Source organism: Gramella sp. Hel_I_59 (genome assembly GCF_006714895.1).
Taxonomy (GTDB): domain Bacteria; phylum Bacteroidota; class Bacteroidia; order Flavobacteriales; family Flavobacteriaceae; genus Christiangramia.
Genome location: NZ_VFME01000001.1, coordinates 2,884,598 through 2,902,653 on the forward strand (window position 1 = coordinate 2,884,598; position 18,056 = coordinate 2,902,653).

Genomic DNA, 18,056 nt, shown 5'->3' on the forward strand with positions numbered 1-18,056 from the left:
TCTACTTGTACATGACCTTTTTCACAGCTTTAACAACATCCTCACTATTTGGCAACCATTCTTTCAGAAGAACAGGTGAATAAGGTGCAGGTGTATCTGCTGTATTGATCTTTATAATTGGCGCATCTAGGTAATCGAATGCTTTAGATTGTACCTGATAAGAAATTTCTGTAGAAATATTTCCAAAAGGCCATGATTCCTCAAGGATCACTAGTCGGTTCGTTTTCTTAACTGATTCAATGAGGATATCAATATCCAAAGGACGAATCGTTCTAAGATCAATGATCTCACAAGAAATATCATCTTCAGCTAAAGTTTCAGCTGCTTTATAAGCTTCTTTAATTATTTTTCCGAAGGAAACAATAGTTACATCAGAACCTTCACGCTTGATATCGGCTTTACCAATTTCAATAACATACTCATCTTCAGGAACTTCACCTTTATCTCCATACATTTGTTCACTCTCCATAAAGATCACCGGATCATCATCACGAATCGCAGCTTTCAATAATCCTTTAGCATCGTACGGGTTAGATGGAACGATCACTTTAAGACCTGGCGTGTTTGCGAACCAGCTTTCGAAAGCCTGTGAGTGAGTTGCTCCCAATTGACCTGCAGATCCTGTTGGTCCACGAAATACAATTGGAATATTAAATTGCCCACCACTCATCTGGCGCATTTTTGCAGCGTTATTGATAATTTGATCAATCCCTACAAGTGAGAAGTTAAAGGTCATAAATTCAATGATTGGACGGTTACCATTCATGGCAGATCCAACTCCTATTCCAGAAAATCCAAGTTCAGCGATTGGAGTATCTATAACTCTATCCGGACCAAATTCGTCAAGCATACCTTTGGAAGCTTTGTAAGCACCATTGTATTCAGCAACTTCTTCACCCATTAAATAGATACTGTCGTCGCGACGCATTTCTTCGCTCATCGCCTCAGCAATAGCTTCTCTAAATTGAATTGTCCTCATTATGTAAAATCTTAATTTTAATTCCTGCAGAGCAAAAATAGTAATTCATTAAGGTAAATACCATAATTGTAAGTAAAAATTTAGGGGTCGCAGAGTTCTTCGGAAATGCTAAAATCGCGAATAATGAGAATCTCAAAATTTTACTTAGTTTTATACATATTGCGCATTAAAACATCTACAAAACCAAAAATCAACTAAAAATTGGCTTATTCTTTTGGTTAAATTTATTATGCATGCATAGCTTTTTTTGATATAAAATACTTACCTTCGTCTTCGAAAACGTTTTATTAAAAAAAAGAACCTTATATATGAAAATCTTAGTTTGTATTAGTCACGTACCTGACACTACATCCAAAATCAATTTCACGGAAGGAGACACGAAGTTTGATACGAATGGTGTTCAATTTGTAATAAACCCGAATGACGAATTTGGTCTTACCAGAGCGATGTGGTTCAAAGAAAAACAAGGTGCTAGTGTTGATGTTGTAAATGTTGGTGGAGCTGAAACCGAGCCTACACTTAGAAAAGCACTTGCAATTGGAGCAGATACAGCAATTCGAGTAAATACACCTGCAACTGATGGATATCAGGTAGCAAAGGAATTAGCAAAAGTCGTAAAAGACGGTGGTTATGATCTTGTTATTGCTGGTAGAGAGTCTATTGATTATAACGGCGGAATGGTTCCGGGAATGTTAGCCGGAATTCTGGATGCTAATTTCATTAATAACTGTATTAGCCTTGAGATCGATGGCGACAAAGCGAAAGCTCTTCGTGAGATCGATGGCGGTAAAGAAACGTTAACTGCTTCTCTTCCACTTGTAATTGGTGGACAGAAAGGATTGGTTGAGGAATCTGATCTTCGTATCCCGAACATGAGAGGTATTATGCAAGCGCGTAAAAAACCTCTAAATGTTGTGGAGCCTGCGGAAACTTCAGTAAAAACCGAAGTAGTAAAATTTGAGAAGCCTGCACCTAAAGGAGATGTAAAATTAATCGATCCTGATAATCTGGATGAATTGATCAACCTGCTTCACAATGAGGCAAAGGCGATCTAATCAAGATTCAGAATAAAATAGATTCAGGAATTAAAAAATTTAGAAAATGTCAGTTTTAGTATATATAGAATCAGAAGAAGGAAAATTTAAGAAAGCCTCATTCGAGGTTGCGTCTTACGCAAAGGAAGTTGCAGGTATGCTGGATACCAGTGTTACTGCGATTACTTTTAATATAGATGACGTATCAGAACTGGGAACCTACGGGGTTGACAAAGTTTTGAAAGTAAACAATGATAAGTTGAAGAATTTTAATGCTGAAGCATATTCTGACGCAATCAAGCAAGCGGCAACTCAGGAAAGCAGTAAGGTTGTAGTTCTTAGCCAGAGTGCGAACAGTAAATATATGGCACCACTACTTGCAGTGCACCTGGAAGCAGGTTATGCATCTAATGTTGTTGCATTGCCAGAGAGCGCAGATCCTTTTACAGTTAAAAGAACTGCTTTCACAAATAAAGCATTTAACTTCACCAAGATCGATACTGATGTAAAAGTGCTTGGAATATCCAAGAATGCTTTCGGTCTTAAAGAAGCTCAGGGAGCTGCAGCAGGTGAAGAATTTAGCCCGAGCCTTTCAGATGAGGATTTCACGGTAAATGTAGAATCTGTAGATAAGGCAACCAATAAAGTAACCATTGCTGATGCTGAAACTGTTGTTTCAGGAGGAAGAGGACTTAAAGGACCTGAAAACTGGGGAATGATCGAAGAGATGGCGGAAATACTTGGGGCTGCAACTGCATGTTCCAAACCAGTTAGTGATATGGGATGGAGACCTCACAGTGAACACGTGGGACAAACAGGTAAGCCTGTGGCATCCAATTTATACATCGCTATTGGTGTATCTGGTGCAATCCAGCATCTTGCTGGTATTAATGCTGCCAAAACCAAAGTGGTAATCAACAATGATCCTGAAGCGCCTTTCTTTAAAGCTGCAGATTACGGGGTGGTTGGAGATGCTTTTGAGATCGTACCGAAGCTAAATGAAAAATTGAGGGAATTTAAAGAGAAAAACGCATAATTTTTCTAAATTGCGACCCATAAAAGGGCTGTCTAGATCTGGTAATTTTGTCCTTATTTAGACAGCCTTTTTAATTTTTAAGAAGCATGAGTTTAGTTCGTCTGAACATAAAAGGAATATCTTACAGTCAAACACAAAATGGAGCCTACGCCCTGATCCTTAATGAGGAAGATGGTGAACGTAAGTTACCAATTGTTATTGGAGCATTTGAAGCTCAATCCATTGCAATAGCACTGGAAAAAGAGATCAAACCTCCCAGACCACTTACCCACGACCTTTTCAAAAACTTTTCAGATCGATTCTCGATCACGGTAAAACAGGTTATCATTCACAAACTGGTAGACGGCGTATTTTACTCCAGTCTTATTTGTGAACGTGAAGGTGTCGAGGAAGTTGTAGATGCCCGAACCAGCGATGCAATTGCACTTGCATTAAGGTTTGATGCCCCAATTTTTACTTACAAAAACATTCTTGACAAGGCTGGAATTTTCCTGAAAGCAGACGAGAGTCAGCGCGCAAAGGAAATGAAAGATGAAGAGGAAATAATCGAAGAAGAACTTCTACGCGAGGACATTGAAGTGAAAATGGACAGCGATTCAGGTTTCAGTAAAATGTCACTAGAAGAACTTAATGAGCTACTTGCCCAGGCTGTGAATCAGGAAGATTACGAAAAAGCCGCTCGTCTAAGGGACGAGATCTCCAAAAGAAAATAATCTATAATGAATAAACTCTGGTGTTGCCTGTTTCTGGTCTTAATTTCTATTGCATCAGCTTCTTCACAAACCATTTCTAAATCCTGGACTCTGGAAAATTCAGCCGAATTTCAGGAGAATTCAGTTTTTCAGGATGTTGAAGAAGTTCATTTTAACGAAGGTAGCTTCCTTTTTCTGGCAAATTCCGAACAGGATACTATTGCTTCAGGAGACTATCTTTATCAAAAGAAATTACTGGTCCTGTTTTATAACTCACCAAAAGATACTATCCAAAATCTTAGGGTAACAGGGATTAGTGATCAAAAACTAAGCATTAAAGGCAGAGATAACACCTTCGAACTTTCAGCAAAACCAAAACTTGCTGAAGATGTAATCCCGGTGAAAGCTGCGAAGCAAATGATCCCCAGCCAGGGAATGTCTACTTCGAGTTTGATTAGAGGTGTTCTTGGAATGTTCGTGCTTTTACTTATCGCGTTCCTCTTCAGTAGTAACAGAAAAGCGATTAGCTGGAAAACTGTTGGTATAGGATTAGGAGCACAACTCATACTGGCTATTGGCGTTTTGAAGATCACCGTAGTTCAGAAGGTATTCGAATTCGTAGGAAAAGTATTTGTATTGATCCTTGATTTTACCGCGGCAGGAAGTGAATTCCTCTTAGGTGGAATGATGGATGTAGACAGTTTTGGATTTATATTCCTATTTCAGGTACTACCTACCATTATCTTCTTCTCAGCATTGACATCTGTATTATTCTACCTTGGAGTGATCCAGATCGTTGTAAAGGGAATGGCCTGGGTACTTACCAAATTAATGGGAATCTCAGGACCTGAAAGTCTCAGTGTCGCCGGGAACATTTTTCTTGGTCAGACCGAAGCTCCTCTAATGATCAAAGCCTATCTGGAACGTATGACCAGGTCTGAAATTCTACTGGTAATGATTGGTGGGATGGCTACTGTAGCCGGAGGTGTACTTGCTGCATATATTGGATTTCTTGGTGGTGATGATCCGGAATTAAGACTACAATTTGCTAAACACCTGCTTGCTGCTTCAGTAATGGCCGCGCCAGGTGCTATTGTAATTTCAAAAATTTTATACCCTCAACAAGAGCCTGTAAATACAGATGTAGAAGTTTCTTCAGACAAAATTGGTAGTAATATTCTGGATGCCATCGCAAATGGTACTACGGAAGGTTTAAAGCTGGCGGCGAATGTTGCTGCGATGCTACTTGTTTTTATCGCATTTATTGCCATGATAAATTATATCCTTGGTTATCTTGGTGCGCTTACTACTTTAAACAGCGTAATGGCCGAATATACTCCATATTCTAAATTCTCCCTAGAATCGATTTTAGGAATTATCTTTTCTCCTTTGATGTGGATCATAGGTGTGGCAAAAGAAGATATGATGCTAATGGGACAGTTGCTTGGAATTAAACTGGCAGCAAGTGAATTTGTAGGTTATGTTCAACTAGCAGATCTTAAAAACCCTGCAAATGCATTGAGTCTTAATTACGAAAAGTCGGTCATCATGGCTACCTATATGCTCTGCGGATTCGCCAATTTTGCATCCATTGGGATTCAAATTGGTGGAATTGGATCGTTAGCTCCAGGACAGCGTAAAACTCTTTCAGAATTCGGGATGAAAGCATTAATTGGTGGAACTCTTGCTTCACTTTTATCTGCAACGATCGCCGGAATGATCATTGGCTAACAGCGTAATTTTTAGAAAACTTTGTAATCTCATATTCTTCAGCAGTCTGAAAATGTGCTAATTTGCCGTGCTCAGTAAAACTGAATATGGAAAAAGCAACTAAGAAAAAAGGATATAGAGGACAGAATGCGGAATGGCCGCACCAGATACCATTTAAAGGATGGGTAGACATTGGAAAGCGGGTTTATAAAGAAATGTCGGTAGACCACGTTCAGATTGTTGCTGCCGGTGTTGCATTTTATTTTTTCCTATCCATTTTCCCAACCATTGTAGTAGCAATTTCTATCTACAGCCTGGTTTTAGATCCCGCGCAGATTCAGGAGCAATTATCCAGACTTACTTTAATACTACCGGATCAGGCATATGGTATGATTACCGATATTCTCAACCCGGTCATAGAACAAGATCGTGAAGAAATTGGCTGGGGTTTGATTATTAGCATCCTGGTTAGTATCTGGAGTGCGAACAAGGGAACCAGCGCATTGTTTCAGGGTGTTAATATCGCTTACGATGAAGTTGATACTCGTGGGATTATCAAAAAGAATCTACTCACTTTGCTTTTTACATTAGCAGGTGTTGTGGTAGGTCTATTAAGTTTACTTATCGTTATATTCTTCCCGCTACTCATAAAGAACTTTGGTCTTACACCTGGTCTGGAACATATGCTAACCTGGTTACGCTGGGTTTTCCTGGGAGTTATTCTTATTGTAATGCTAAGTATGGTATATAAACTGGCTCCAAACCGAACCAATCCAAAAATGCGCTGGGTGAGCTGGGGAGCGATCCTGGGAACTATCTTCTGGTTAGGAGGCTCTATTGCATTCTCCTGGTATGTCGGGAATTTTGGTAGTTATGACGATCTCTACGGAAGCTTCGCCGCTGTTGCAATTCTAATGCTATGGCTATTTCTTACCGCTTTTATTGTTTTAATGGGTGCTGAAATTAATTCTGAAATGGAACACCAGACTAAAATCGATTCTACAATTGGTGCTGAAAGGCCCATGGGAAAACGAAATGCTTACCATGCAGACAGATGTGCGGTAGTTGAAGATGGTGAAGAAGAATGCTAAATTATTATAGATAGGACTGGAATTCAGTCTAAAGTTTAGCCGATTTTCTTATTTTTATTGTTCGACATTTCACTCCAAAAACTAAGTTTTTCTTCATGAAACAATACCACGATCTTCTTAAACATGTACTTAAAACGGGTGCTCAAAAAGGTGACAGAACCGGCACTGGAACACAGAGCGTTTTCGGTTATCAGATGCGCTTCGATCTTAGTGAAGGCTTCCCTATGGTTACCACCAAAAAGCTTCATTTGAAATCAATTATTTACGAATTACTGTGGTTTCTAAAAGGAGATACTAATATTGAATATCTTAAAGAAAATGGCGTAAGAATATGGAACGAATGGGCAGATGAAAATGGTGATCTTGGCCCTGTTTATGGACATCAATGGAGAAACTGGAATAGTGAGGATATTGACCAGATAAAGGTGATTGTAGAGACTTTAAAGACAAATCCTAATAGTCGAAGAATGCTGGTTTCTGCCTGGAATCCTTCAGTGCTACCGGATACTTCTGTCCCATTTTCAGAAAATGTAGCAAACGGAAAGGCTGCGTTACCTCCCTGTCATGCATTCTTTCAGTTTTATGTAGCAGACGGAAAACTATCCTGCCAGTTATACCAGCGAAGTGCAGATATTTTTCTGGGAGTCCCATTTAATATTGCATCCTATGCCCTACTCACCATGATGATGGCTCAGGTATGCGGGTATGAAGCCGGCGACTTTATCCATACTTTTGGTGATGCTCATATCTATAGCAACCATATGGAGCAGGTGGAACTTCAGCTAAGCAGAGAACCCAGAGAACTTCCTCAAATGAAACTAAATCCTGAAATAAAAAACATCTTTGATTTCACGTTTGAAGATTTCAGTTTAGAGAACTATGATCCACATCCGGCGATCAAAGGTAAAGTAGCAGTTTAATAGCCAGAATATTATTCAGTCCATTGTGGCGGGATAATTGCAATCTTTAGAATGAACCAAAATTGAGAACATGAAAAATATATTTCTAGTAGCATTGTTATTTATAGGATTCGGAGCCTTCGCTCAAGACGATGTATCGGTAAAAGGAAATACAGTTTCTATGAAAGAAACTGCGCCTGTCTGGCCTGGTTGCGAAACAAGTGAAGACACAAAAACCTGTTTCAATTCCATGTTAATGAAACATATCAAGGAAAACTACAAGTATCCAAAAAATGAAAAGGGAGAATACATTAGAGGAAAAGCAACAGTTTCATTAGTTGTAAACGAAGAAGGAAAAGTGGTGGTTAAAGAAGTCACTGGTAAACATCCAAAGATCAATAAGGAAGCAAAAAGAATGATCGAAGCGATACCAACGATGACTCCAGGACAGCTGGCTGGAAAGCCAAGAGCGATTAGTTACAAGATTCCGCTTACATTATAATAGATTTTTAACTCGACCTTAACGAGCTGCTTGCAAGCTCATTTTTAAAAAATTGTAAATTTGAGTGATACCAAAAAGTATCGCTCATTTTTATGTTGTCACAATCCGAATTACTACACCTTTTCAAAGAAACCCGAAAAGATTCAGAAAATATTTGCTCCTTCCTGGAAACCGAAGATTATGTGGTACAACCCATGGTAGATGTTTCACCTCCTAAGTGGCATTTAGGACATACCACCTGGTTCTTTGAAGAATTTATTTTAAAAAAATATGCAGAGAATCATTCGCTGTTCGATGAGAATACCGCATTTGTTTTCAATAGCTATTACGAAAGTGTTGGTGAAAAAGTAGTACGTACAGACAGGGGAAATCTTTCGAGACCAACTGTTGCCTGGATCTATAAATTTAGAGAATACGTTACCACCGAAATTATCAGATTGCTGGAAAATAGTACGCTATCGAAGGAAGCTCTAGGTGTTCTGGAAATTGGTTGTCATCATGAAAAACAGCATCAGGAACTGTTGTATGCAGATATCAAGTATATTTTAGGAAATAATCCTCTAATGCCTGAATACAATCAGCAATTTGAAGAAAATCCTGTTCAAGATTTTGAACAAGAATGGTTGGATGTTTCTGAAGGTATTTATGAAATTGGTCATACTTCAGAAGATTTCTGCTACGACAATGAATTGGGTATACATAAAACCTATCTACAAGATTTCAGTATTTCGAATAAACTAGTAACTAATTCAGAATATATGGAGTTTGTTGAAGCTGGTGGATATGATGATGTTCTTTTGTGGCACGCTGAAGCCTGGGATTGGGTGAACACCAATGAAATTAAAACGCCATTTTACTGGCATAAGATCGATAACAAATGGCATCAATATACATTAGGAGGATTAAAGCCTTTGAATATGGATGCTCCAGTTACTCATATTAGTTACTATGAAGCTTTCGCTTATGCGCAATGGAAAGGTATGAGACTACCTACCGAGCAGGAGTGGGAAATTTCTCAAAAAGATTTTGACTGGGGAAGCAGATGGGAATGGACAGAAAGCTCTTATTCTCCTTACCCAAATTACCAGAAGGCAGACGGCGCTCTTGGTGAATACAATGGAAAGTTCATGGTCAATCAAAAGGTTCTGCGTGGAGCTTCAGTCGCTACTTCCAGTAAGCATAGCCGTTATACTTATAGAAATTTCTTCCATCCACAATTAAGATGGCAGTTTACGGGTTTCAGGCTCGTTAAATAACATTATATGAAAAATCAATCTGCAACCATGTTCGAATCTGTCTTTGCCGAAGACACGCATAAAGGACTTACCAGCTATCCAAAATATTTGCATTCCAAGTATATCTATGATAAGAAAGGAGACAAATTGTTTCAGGAAATCATGGCAATGCCTGAATATTACCTTACCAGCTGTGAATTCGATATTTTAAAACAGAACAAGACTGATATCGCTAAGATTTTCAGCAGTGAGAACGATTTTGATCTTATTGAACTTGGCGCAGGAGACGGTAAAAAGACCAAGCTTCTTCTAAAGGAACTGGTGGACAAAAATTATAAGTTCAACTATTTGCCTGTAGATATTAGTCAGAATGTGCTTGATGAACTTGAAGATGCGTTAAAAGATGAAATTCCGCAAGTATCTGTCAAAACTCAACAAGGAACCTATTTTGAGACACTGGAGAAACTTGCCGAATATAATTCCAGAAAAAAAGTCATCTTAGTTCTGGGTAGTAATATTGGTAATCTTTCTCATAGTGAGGCCGTAGATTTTCTTCGGAATATTGCTGTTGCGATGAGCGATGACGATATGTTATTTATGGGTTTTGACCAAAAGAAGGACCCACAGATCATCATGAATGCTTATAATGATGCAGCTGGTATTACTGAAAGATTTAATAAGAACTTACTGGTAAGAATTAACCACGAACTGGACGGCGAATTTGAAGTAGAAAAATTCAAGCACTGGGAAACCTACGATCCAGAAACTGGCACTGCCCGCAGTTTCTTAGTAAGCAAGGAAGAGCAGAGAGTTAAGATCAACAAACTCGAACTGGTAGTAAAGTTCGATGCATGGGAGAGCATACATACCGAGATTTCTCAAAAATATGATGATGCAATCGTAAGCTGGTTGGCAGATGAAGCCGGATTAGTAGTTGAGCGTAATTTTGCAGATTCAGATAACTCCTTTAAAAATTATATCTTTAGAAGGAAATAAATTTACTGAACTATGAAAGCTATCTGGAAAGGCACCGTAATTGCAGAAAGTTCTGAAACGAGGATCGTTGAGAACAATCATTACTTTCCTCCTGAAGATATTAAAGATAAATTCTTTAAACCAAGTGAATTCACCACCCGTTGCCCATGGAAAGGCAAAGCTTCCTACTATGATATAGAGGTAGACGGTGAAAAAAATGAAGATGCAGCATGGTTCTACCCGGAGGCAAGTCACGCGGCTAAACCAATTGAGAATTATGTAGCCTTCTGGAAGGGTGTTCAGGTAACTGAATAGGATCTAAACACTTACCACACTATTATCATCTCCCGCGAAATCATTCCACTTGTAGGCATCTGCAGCTGGATCGTTTTGCCACTGTCCGTCTACAAGATATCTGAATTCGTATGCTTTATCTACTGGTAAATTAAGCTGAGTCTTGAAATTACCATTTTTATACTTCTTCAATTTTGCTGGTTTCCAGTCATTGAACTCACCCACTAATTCTACCTGATCTGCTTCTTTCGCAGGAAGGTTAAAAGTGATCTTACATTCCGGTTTGGACTTCAGGTATTGCTTGCTAATTGGCATAGTTTTAATTTAATGATTGACTCTTCAAATTAAATTAAAATATACTTGTAAACCAATACATATCAGCGTTCTACATCATTTTTGTAATATTACTAATTTTAGTCATTTATAGAGATAATTCTTTATTCCGAAAACGGTTTTGGATATGAATAGATTAAATATCTGCAGAATTTTAAGATTAAATTCCGAGTACATTAAACAGTTTATTCAGGTCTTTTTCAGAATTAAAGTAGTGTAAACTAATTCGAATTCCGTTTCCTCTCATGGAAGTGATAATATCTTCTGATCTCAATTTCTGAAATAGTTGTTCATCGCCTTTAATATTAAAAAGGGATGAATAGATCTCTCTTTCTGCAACCCATTCTTCCAGCAAACCAGCCGATTTAAAACGTTCCCGGGCTATATGCTTCAGCTTGGAAATCTGACCTTCAATGGGATCCCAGCCAATCTTCTGAATAATTTCAATCGCAATTTTTAAGCTTCCGAAGTTAAGCGTATCATAATGACCCGGTTCGAACTTCCCAAGAAAATTACCCTCATGTTCTTTGTACTTTCCTTGCAGCGAACCGAAACCAAGATGTTTAGGATTCAGTCTTCCTTCTACACGATCGCTAAATAACATAAAGCCATTACCGTAACCAGCATTCATCCATTTGTAGCAACTGGAGATCGCGATATCCAATCCGCTATTTTCAAAATCAAATGCTTCGGTTCCAAAGTATTGAGTCCCGTCGCCAATAAGTAGAAGTTCCGGGAATTGCTCTTTTAAATCCTTTATGAAATCTGAACTCAATTGCACCCCATTAATGTACTGGACAATACTAAAGGCGAATACGTCGGGTTTCTCTTTCTTGATGGCATCGAGAATATTATTTTCCAGATCCTTATCCAGGTTTGCATAACAGACTTGAAAATCTCTTGATTCCACCGGCCAGTTGATCGAAGGATAATCATCCTTAAGCAGTAGAATTTTGGCACCCGAATCGATTCCTTCCAGGATACTATTGAAGCCATAGGAGAAATTTGGAATCAAAGCCACCCGGTTTGGTGCACAGTGATATAAAGAACCTATACTTTCCCGTACCCCTGTAAGCATCTCTCCCATTTTCTCTTTCAAAACACTTGCTTTTAAGAAAAAATCCATGTCATGATCCTGCCTGAATTCCCAAACTTTATCGGGAAGTAAGCCGCAAGCAGCCGTGTTGAAGTATGTATATTGCTGAAGTACAGGAAAGCCTTTTCTTAAATTATCCATAAGCTATTGGAAGTTCTTTTGATAAAAATGTAAATTTGAAACTACACTAAGGTACTTTTTATTATGTTTTCCAAAAAGAAAAACGAATCCAAAATAGATTATGAACAAAGGGAGCTCTATGAGAATGCCAGGCAGAGAGCAAGACAGAAAAAAAGACTGTTCCGGCATTTTGTAATATTTTTAATTGGTGCCGCTTTTCTTATTGTATTGAATGTCGTGGTGGGTTACCAGGAAGATTTTAAACCCCTTGGATATAACTGGTTTGTTTGGGCCGTTCTACTATGGACGCTGTTATTCCTGATCCATTTCTTCAATGTCTTTATCATTAATAGTTTTATGGGAAAAGACTGGGAAGCAAAACAGGTGGACAGACTGGTTAAAAAACAGCAAGAGAAAATAGCTCAACTTCAAACCAAAGTAGAGAAAGACCATCCACTACCCGATCGCAGCACTCACGCTAAAAATACAGATACAGATTTTCAGAACAGAATTACTCCTGGAGATCCGGATAGACCAATAAACAGTTAAATATGATCACAATGATTGCTGCGGCAGCAGAAAACAATGCACTAGGCAAGGACAACGATCTTGTATGGCATCTTCCAGACGATTTCAAAAGATTTAAAAGACTTACCTCCGGGCATCATATTATTATGGGTCGCAAAACTTTCGAGTCTTTCCCAAAATTACTTCCAGACAGAACGCACGTGATCATTACCAGAAAGGAAGATTACTCTCCGGAAAATACTATTGTAGTACATTCTATGGAAGATGCATTAAAAGTTTCAAAACTGGATGATCAGGCTTTTATAATTGGAGGCGGTGAAATTTACAAAATGGGGATGGAACATGCTCATAGAATTGAATTAACCCGAGTTCATGGTGAGTTTGAAGCCGACACACATTTTCCGGAAATTGATAAAAGTGAATGGGAAATAGTCAAAGATCAGTTTCATGATAAAGATGAAAAACACGACTACTCGTTTACTTATCTAACCTATGAAAGAAAGCAGGAAAAATCTCATTGAGAGGATTGCTGAAAAACATAGCCTCAATATCCAGAGTTTTAAGCCACTTACTGGTGGAGATATCAATGAGGTCTACAAATTAGAATGTAAGGATCAATCCCTGGTTCTTAAACTTAATTCTGCTTTAAAATTTCACGGGATGTTCGAAGCAGAGAAAAAGGGCCTGGAATTACTTGCTGCTCCCGGCGTTATTCAAATTCCCAAAATCTTTGATACTGCTATTCTTGATGATCATTCATACCTACTATTAGAATATATCCCGACAGGCACTAAAAATCGCGATTTCTGGCAAGTCTTCGGAAGCCAACTAGCACAATTACATTCTGTGCAACATGATCAATATGGTCTGGATCATGATAATTACTTAGGCAGTCTTCCGCAGCAAAACTCCTATCGTACTGACGCGATTAGTTTTTATACTGAAATGCGTCTGGAACCTCAACTGAAGTTGGCAAGAGAGAAAGGTTACGACCTGCCTGATACTTCCAGTCTTTTCAAAAATTGTGAATCCATTATTCCGAAGGAAAAAGCCTCGTTGATTCATGGGGATCTCTGGGGTGGCAATTACCTGGTTGATACGAATGGTACTCCATGCATCATTGACCCTGCAGTAGCTTATGCTCCCAGAGAGATGGATATTGCCATGACCAGACTATTTGGTGGTTTTGACGATCAAATGATTTCATCGTACCAAGATTATTTTCCTCTGAAAAATGATTGGGAACAAAGAATAGAGCTCTGGCAATTATATTATTTGCTTATGCATTTGAATGTTTTTGGAACTAGCTATAGGTCGCAGGTTACAGAAATCATCCATAAATACTCTTGATTTTACATTTCTTAACAAGACTATCCTCTTTTTTAGCAGTTCCTTAGCTCAGCTTCATTAGTATCTAAAGTATCTTCAACTCAAAATAAAATTACTATGAGTACTAAGAATTTATACGACGATAAGGCAAGAGAAAAAATTAAAGAACTGGCAGAAAATGTAGATTTCTGCATGCTGGTTACCAATATGGATGAAAAACCATTAAGCGCAATTCCTATGTCTACTAAAGAAGTAGATGATCATGGAGCGGTATGGTTTTTAAGCAAGAATGATAGCGATCATAATCGTGATATCGAAAAAGATAAAGATGTTCAATTACTATATAGCGGAACTTCAGATATGGAGTTTCTAAGTGTATACGGTGAAGCATTTATCGAGACCAATAGAGATGTGATCAAGGAATTATATTCAAAAGCAGATAACGCATGGTTTGATGGCGAAGATGATCCAAGTATCACTGCGATCAAAGTAAACCCAAAGGAAGCTTATTATTGGGATAACAAAGATAGCAAAATGGTGACCTTGTTCAAGTTGGGAATGGCAGCAGTTACTGGCGACAAGCAGGATATTGGCGAAAAAGGAAAGCTGAATGTATAGTTGATTAGCATAAGATTTTTAGATAAGACCTCATAGCGAAACTTCGTTATGAGGTCTTTCTATTTATCCCTATTTTTGTTATCCTAAACAATCTTTATGAAAGCATACGTATTTCCAGGTCAGGGAGCACAATTCTCCGGAATGGGTCTTGATCTTTACGAAAAATCTCCAGAAGCACAGGCTTTATTTGAAAAAGCAAATGATATCCTTGGCTTCTCTATTACAGATATCATGTTTGAGGGTTCTTCGGAAGATTTAAAACAGACAAAAGTTACCCAACCTGCCGTTTTTATACATTCGGTAATATTAAGTAAAATCTTAGGTGAGAATTTTAAGCCAGATATGGTAGCAGGACACTCATTGGGGGAATTTTCAGCTTTGGTTGCAAATAAAACCCTAAGTTTTGAAGATGGTCTTGAGCTGGTTGCCAAAAGAGCGAAAGCCATGCAAAAGGCTTGTGAACTGGAACCATCCACTATGGCTGCTGTGCTGGGAATGGAAGATGAGATGGTAGAATCCATTTGTGCTGAAACTGAAGGCGTGGTAGTTGCTGCAAATTATAATTGTCCGGGTCAGTTAGTAATTTCCGGAGCTTATCCTGCAGTTGAAAAAGCCTGTGAAAATTTAAAAGAGAGAGGCGCTAAACGCGCATTAATACTTCCGGTGGGTGGAGCGTTTCATTCCCCACTTATGGAACCTGCGCGCAAGGATCTAGCTGAGGCTATCGAAAACACGGAGTTCTCCAAGCCTATTTGTCCTATCTACCAGAATGTAAGCACATTTGCAGTGAATGATCCTTCAGAGATCAAGAAAAACCTGGTATTTCAACTAACTGCTCCAGTTAAATGGACTCAATCTGTTCAGAATATGGTCAATGATGGAGCCAGTGAATTTATTGAAGTTGGTCCTGGAAAAGTACTTCAGGGATTAGTAAAAAAGATCAATAGAAGTATGACAACATCTTCTGCCACTGTAGAGTAGAATACAGATGATTGATAATACAAAGCCCGATCTCAAGCGATCGGGCTTTTTTTGTTATCTAACTAAGCTAGTTAAGATTTAAAACCGCATAGTATCTAAATTAAAATATTAGTTCTAATATTACCTTTATTCCTGCTTGTACACCTTTCCTTCTTTCATTACAAATACCACTTCTTTTAGGGTGGAAACATTTTGAGTAGGATCCTCGTTTACCGCAATGATATCTGCATAAAAACCACTAGCGATCTGTCCGCTTTCGTTTTCCATATTCAAAACTTTCGCGGGAGTGATCGTAGCTGAAATGATTGCTTCCATAACTGGCATTCCGGCTTCGGTCATATATTCAAATTCGCGAGCATTTTCTCCATGTTTGAAAACACCTGCATCTGTACCGAACAAAATTGGTACTCCCCTCTTGTAAGCTTTAGCAAAAGTATTCTGAATCTTAGGCCCTATCTCCTGAGCTTTTGGAACTACCAGTTCCGGGTAGTATCCTTCGATCTCAGCATTTTCTGTAACTTCCTTTCCAGCGGTGATCGTAGGCACCAGGTACGCATTCATCTGCTTCATAAGATCCATGGTTTCTTCACTCATTAAAGTTCCATGTTCGATCGTTTTCACTCCTGCTCTTACAGCCCGCTGCATTCCCACATCACCATGTGCGTGAGCGGCCACATGAAAACCGTAATCTTTAGCGGTCTTTACTATTTCTTCAATTTCTTCAGTAAAAAACTGCGGATTCGAACTACTTTTCGCAACACTAAGAACTCCACCGGTAGCAGTGATCTTGATAAGATCCGCTCCATTCTTATAGCGTTGGCGAACCGCCTTTCTTGCATCCTCCAGACTATTCACTACGCCGTCCTTCGGCCCAGGATTTCCCATCAATTCGGCATTAACTCCATTAGTAGGATCTGCATGACCTCCAGTTGTTGCTAGACTTTTTCCAGCAGTAAAAATTCTTGGACCAGCGATATTCCCTTTGTTTATGGCATTCCGAAGAGAGATATTGATACCAGAACCTCCAAGATCGCGAACGGTAGTAAAACCAGCCATCAGTGTTTTTTCAGCAAAACCTACAGAGTTGAAGGCATTATCAGCCGGGTTGTTAGTAAAGCTTTCTAAATACTCACCAGGACTGGATTCTCCTTCCATATGTACATGCATATCGGTAAGCCCGGGAAGAACCGTTTTATTTCTAAGATCGATGACTTGTATGCTATCATTAGAGGGTTTTTTAAACCCTTTCTCTACGGAAGATATCCTATTACCTTTAATAATGATGGTTTGCTTTTCCAGTACTTTAGAATTTTTTGTATCGATCAATTTTCCAGCATGGATATAAGTTCGCTGGGCCATCAAGTTCAAACTGAACAAAATAGCGACTGCTATAAAAAGAATGTTTTTCATGAAATTATTTTAGAAAATCGATTATTGTTCCTGTAAGATAATCAATTTGCTCATCATCAAGCTCCGTGTGCATAGGTAGTGAGATCACTTCCTGCACAAGCCTGTTGGTTACAGGGAAATCTGCCTCATTATAACGCTCATCGGCATAAGCTTTTTGCTTATGTAATGGAATAGGATAGTAAATTCCGAAGGGAAGGCCTTTCTCCTGTAGGTGTTTTGCAAGTGCATCCCTCTTGCCATTAAGAATCCTTAGAGTGTACTGGTGAAAAACATGAGTGTCGCAGTCACCTTCGCGGTAAGGTGTGACAATATGCTCGTTACCTCTAAATGCCTCTGAGTATTTAAAAGCAGCTGCCTTCCTCGCTTCGTTGTAGATATCCAGCTTTGGTAATTTGGCTTTCAATACTGCGGCCTGTAAGCTATCCAATCTTGAGTTCACCCCAACTACATCGTGATGGTAGCGCTCATACATACCATGATTTACAATACCTCTAATTGTATGTGCCAGTTCATCATTATTCGTAAAGATAGCGCCACCATCACCATAACATCCTAAATTCTTGCTTGGGAAAAATGAGGTAGCTCCCACATCACCCATGGTTCCAGCTTTGAACGTCTGGGCTTCCCGGGTATGGTAATTAGCACCGATAGCCTGTGCGTTGTCTTCAATAACAAAAAGATCATGCTCTTTAGCAATCTCCATGACCACATCCATATTAGCCACCTGTCCGAATAAATGCACAGGTACGATAGCACGGGTTTTTGGGGTGATCGCCTTTCGAATTTTGTCAGGATCAATATTATAAGTTTCGGGATCTACGTCCACTAGCACCGGAGTTAGCTGAAGTAAGGCAATAACTTCCACAGTAGCGGCAAATGTGAAGTCAGCAGTTATGACCTCATCGCCTGGTTTTAGTCCCAGTCCCATCATAGCTATTTGTAATGCATCGGTACCATTCGCACAGGGAATGACATGCTTTACACCCAGATATTCTTCGAGGTCCTTCTGAAATGAATGCACATGAGGGCCATTGATAAAAGATGTTTCTTCCATGATTTCCTGGAAAGAAGCATTTACTTCGTTTTTTATACCTTCGAACTGACCTTTAAGATCAACCATTTGAATCTTTTTCATCTGCATTTTTTTTCAGGTTCACGAAAATACAAAATATAGCATCTACTGGCAATCACTTT

Annotated in this window: 20 protein-coding genes; 15 read left to right on the forward strand and 5 right to left on the reverse strand. The window is 38.9% G+C overall.

All coding sequences use genetic code 11. From position 1 onward, the window contains the following. Position 1 precedes the first annotated feature (1 nt). Positions 2 to 979 carry a pyruvate dehydrogenase complex E1 component subunit beta gene (locus tag JM79_RS13310; RefSeq protein WP_141878617.1) on the reverse strand — a complete coding sequence of 326 codons (978 nt, stop codon included), beginning with the start codon at positions 977 to 979 and terminating at the stop codon, positions 2 to 4. Positions 980 to 1,287: 308 nt separating this feature from the next. Between JM79_RS13310 and JM79_RS13315 the strand changes: the two genes are divergently transcribed. The 10 genes from JM79_RS13315 (at position 1,288) to JM79_RS13360 (ending at position 10,468) form a co-directional block, all read left to right on the forward strand. After that, a complete protein-coding gene (locus JM79_RS13315) occupies positions 1,288 to 2,034 on the forward strand; it encodes an electron transfer flavoprotein subunit beta/FixA family protein (RefSeq protein ID WP_141878618.1) in 747 nt (248 codons plus the stop codon). Between the two features lie 46 nt (positions 2,035 to 2,080). Then, the gene (locus tag JM79_RS13320; RefSeq protein ID WP_141878619.1) at positions 2,081 to 3,049 is read left to right on the forward strand and encodes an electron transfer flavoprotein subunit alpha/FixB family protein; all 969 of its coding nucleotides are present in this window, start codon (positions 2,081 to 2,083) and stop codon (positions 3,047 to 3,049) included. An 86-nt stretch (positions 3,050 to 3,135) separates the two neighbouring features. After that, the gene (locus JM79_RS13325) at positions 3,136 to 3,762 is read left to right on the forward strand and encodes a bifunctional nuclease family protein (protein WP_141878620.1); all 627 of its coding nucleotides are present in this window, start codon (positions 3,136 to 3,138) and stop codon (positions 3,760 to 3,762) included. A gap of 6 nt (positions 3,763 to 3,768) precedes the next feature. Further along, the gene (locus JM79_RS13330) at positions 3,769 to 5,472 is read left to right on the forward strand and encodes a nucleoside transporter C-terminal domain-containing protein (RefSeq protein WP_141878621.1); all 1,704 of its coding nucleotides are present in this window, start codon (positions 3,769 to 3,771) and stop codon (positions 5,470 to 5,472) included. A gap of 86 nt (positions 5,473 to 5,558) precedes the next feature. Further along, entirely contained in the window at positions 5,559 to 6,542 is a 984-nt protein-coding gene (locus tag JM79_RS13335) for a YihY/virulence factor BrkB family protein (protein ID WP_141878622.1), read from the forward strand. Positions 6,543 to 6,637: 95 nt separating this feature from the next. Then, complete coding sequence (locus tag JM79_RS13340; RefSeq protein WP_141878623.1) at positions 6,638 to 7,462, forward strand: thymidylate synthase; 825 nt, start codon at positions 6,638 to 6,640, stop codon at positions 7,460 to 7,462. Between the two features lie 70 nt (positions 7,463 to 7,532). Beyond that, positions 7,533 to 7,943, forward strand: a complete 411-nt coding sequence (locus JM79_RS13345; protein ID WP_141878624.1) for an energy transducer TonB — start codon at positions 7,533 to 7,535, stop codon at positions 7,941 to 7,943. 92 nt (positions 7,944 to 8,035) lie between these two features. Continuing rightward, a complete protein-coding gene (gene egtB / locus JM79_RS13350) occupies positions 8,036 to 9,199 on the forward strand; it encodes an ergothioneine biosynthesis protein EgtB (RefSeq protein ID WP_141878625.1) in 1,164 nt (387 codons plus the stop codon). A 6-nt stretch (positions 9,200 to 9,205) separates the two neighbouring features. Beyond that, the gene (locus JM79_RS13355; RefSeq protein ID WP_141878626.1) at positions 9,206 to 10,174 is read left to right on the forward strand and encodes an L-histidine N(alpha)-methyltransferase; all 969 of its coding nucleotides are present in this window, start codon (positions 9,206 to 9,208) and stop codon (positions 10,172 to 10,174) included. 12 nt (positions 10,175 to 10,186) lie between these two features. Then, positions 10,187 to 10,468, forward strand: coding sequence for a DUF427 domain-containing protein (locus tag JM79_RS13360; protein WP_141878627.1), 282 nt, complete (start codon positions 10,187 to 10,189; stop codon positions 10,466 to 10,468). A gap of 3 nt (positions 10,469 to 10,471) precedes the next feature. Here JM79_RS13360 and JM79_RS13365 read toward each other — a convergent pair whose 3' ends face one another. Together JM79_RS13365 and JM79_RS13370 are read right to left on the reverse strand one after the other, a co-directional pair. Continuing rightward, on the reverse strand, positions 10,472 to 10,762 hold the full coding sequence (locus tag JM79_RS13365) for an isoamylase early set domain-containing protein (protein WP_141878628.1): 291 nt from the start codon (positions 10,760 to 10,762) through the stop codon (positions 10,472 to 10,474). A 178-nt stretch (positions 10,763 to 10,940) separates the two neighbouring features. Next, positions 10,941 to 12,017, reverse strand: coding sequence for an aminotransferase class V-fold PLP-dependent enzyme (locus JM79_RS13370; protein ID WP_141878629.1), 1,077 nt, complete (start codon positions 12,015 to 12,017; stop codon positions 10,941 to 10,943). Positions 12,018 to 12,080: 63 nt separating this feature from the next. Here JM79_RS13370 and JM79_RS13375 point away from each other — a divergent pair, with 63 nt between their 5' ends. The 5 genes from JM79_RS13375 (at position 12,081) to fabD (ending at position 15,452) form a co-directional block, all read left to right on the forward strand. Continuing rightward, entirely contained in the window at positions 12,081 to 12,545 is a 465-nt protein-coding gene (locus JM79_RS13375; protein WP_141878630.1) for a 2TM domain-containing protein, read from the forward strand. 2 nt (positions 12,546 to 12,547) lie between these two features. Beyond that, on the forward strand, positions 12,548 to 13,045 hold the full coding sequence (locus JM79_RS13380; RefSeq protein WP_141878631.1) for a dihydrofolate reductase: 498 nt from the start codon (positions 12,548 to 12,550) through the stop codon (positions 13,043 to 13,045). Further along, the gene (locus JM79_RS13385; RefSeq protein WP_141878632.1) at positions 13,017 to 13,874 is read left to right on the forward strand and encodes a fructosamine kinase family protein; all 858 of its coding nucleotides are present in this window, start codon (positions 13,017 to 13,019) and stop codon (positions 13,872 to 13,874) included. Before JM79_RS13380 ends, JM79_RS13385 begins: the two co-directional genes overlap by 29 nt. A gap of 96 nt (positions 13,875 to 13,970) precedes the next feature. Next, positions 13,971 to 14,471, forward strand: a complete 501-nt coding sequence (locus tag JM79_RS13390; protein ID WP_141878633.1) for a pyridoxamine 5'-phosphate oxidase family protein — start codon at positions 13,971 to 13,973, stop codon at positions 14,469 to 14,471. Between the two features lie 96 nt (positions 14,472 to 14,567). Then, on the forward strand, positions 14,568 to 15,452 hold the full coding sequence (gene fabD / locus JM79_RS13395) for an ACP S-malonyltransferase (RefSeq protein WP_141878634.1): 885 nt from the start codon (positions 14,568 to 14,570) through the stop codon (positions 15,450 to 15,452). 126 nt (positions 15,453 to 15,578) lie between these two features. Here the strand turns inward: fabD and JM79_RS13400 are convergent, their stop codons facing one another. Both JM79_RS13400 and JM79_RS13405 read right to left on the reverse strand, forming a co-directional pair. Next, a complete protein-coding gene (locus tag JM79_RS13400; RefSeq protein WP_141878635.1) occupies positions 15,579 to 16,862 on the reverse strand; it encodes an amidohydrolase family protein in 1,284 nt (427 codons plus the stop codon). 4 nt (positions 16,863 to 16,866) lie between these two features. Beyond that, on the reverse strand, positions 16,867 to 17,997 hold the full coding sequence (locus JM79_RS13405) for a DegT/DnrJ/EryC1/StrS family aminotransferase (protein WP_141878636.1): 1,131 nt from the start codon (positions 17,995 to 17,997) through the stop codon (positions 16,867 to 16,869). Positions 17,998 to 18,056: the final 59 nt, after the last annotated feature.

Bases quoted from the DNA above. Each gene is read 5' to 3' on its own strand.
- JM79_RS13385 (WP_141878632.1), top strand. From the start codon at position 13,017: ATGAAAGAAAGCAGGAAAAATCTCATTGAGAGGATTGCTGAAAAACAT.
- JM79_RS13335 (WP_141878622.1), top strand. From the start codon at position 5,559: ATGGAAAAAGCAACTAAGAAAAAAGGATATAGAGGACAGAATGCGGAA.
- JM79_RS13325 (WP_141878620.1), top strand. From the start codon at position 3,136: ATGAGTTTAGTTCGTCTGAACATAAAAGGAATATCTTACAGTCAAACA.
- JM79_RS13390 (WP_141878633.1), top strand. From the start codon at position 13,971: ATGAGTACTAAGAATTTATACGACGATAAGGCAAGAGAAAAAATTAAA.
- JM79_RS13310 (WP_141878617.1), bottom strand. From the start codon at position 979: ATGAGGACAATTCAATTTAGAGAAGCTATTGCTGAGGCGATGAGCGAA.
- JM79_RS13320 (WP_141878619.1), top strand. From the start codon at position 2,081: ATGTCAGTTTTAGTATATATAGAATCAGAAGAAGGAAAATTTAAGAAA.
- JM79_RS13370 (WP_141878629.1), bottom strand. From the start codon at position 12,017: ATGGATAATTTAAGAAAAGGCTTTCCTGTACTTCAGCAATATACATAC.
- JM79_RS13380 (WP_141878631.1), top strand. From the start codon at position 12,548: ATGATCACAATGATTGCTGCGGCAGCAGAAAACAATGCACTAGGCAAG.
- JM79_RS13360 (WP_141878627.1), top strand. From the start codon at position 10,187: ATGAAAGCTATCTGGAAAGGCACCGTAATTGCAGAAAGTTCTGAAACG.
- JM79_RS13355 (WP_141878626.1), top strand. From the start codon at position 9,206: ATGAAAAATCAATCTGCAACCATGTTCGAATCTGTCTTTGCCGAAGAC.
- JM79_RS13345 (WP_141878624.1), top strand. From the start codon at position 7,533: ATGAAAAATATATTTCTAGTAGCATTGTTATTTATAGGATTCGGAGCC.
- JM79_RS13375 (WP_141878630.1), top strand. From the start codon at position 12,081: ATGTTTTCCAAAAAGAAAAACGAATCCAAAATAGATTATGAACAAAGG.
- JM79_RS13340 (WP_141878623.1), top strand. From the start codon at position 6,638: ATGAAACAATACCACGATCTTCTTAAACATGTACTTAAAACGGGTGCT.
- JM79_RS13405 (WP_141878636.1), bottom strand. From the start codon at position 17,997: ATGAAAAAGATTCAAATGGTTGATCTTAAAGGTCAGTTCGAAGGTATA.
- JM79_RS13365 (WP_141878628.1), bottom strand. From the start codon at position 10,762: ATGCCAATTAGCAAGCAATACCTGAAGTCCAAACCGGAATGTAAGATC.
- fabD (WP_141878634.1), top strand. From the start codon at position 14,568: ATGAAAGCATACGTATTTCCAGGTCAGGGAGCACAATTCTCCGGAATG.
- egtB (WP_141878625.1), top strand. From the start codon at position 8,036: ATGTTGTCACAATCCGAATTACTACACCTTTTCAAAGAAACCCGAAAA.
- JM79_RS13400 (WP_141878635.1), bottom strand. From the start codon at position 16,862: ATGAAAAACATTCTTTTTATAGCAGTCGCTATTTTGTTCAGTTTGAAC.
- JM79_RS13315 (WP_141878618.1), top strand. From the start codon at position 1,288: ATGAAAATCTTAGTTTGTATTAGTCACGTACCTGACACTACATCCAAA.
- JM79_RS13330 (WP_141878621.1), top strand. From the start codon at position 3,769: ATGAATAAACTCTGGTGTTGCCTGTTTCTGGTCTTAATTTCTATTGCA.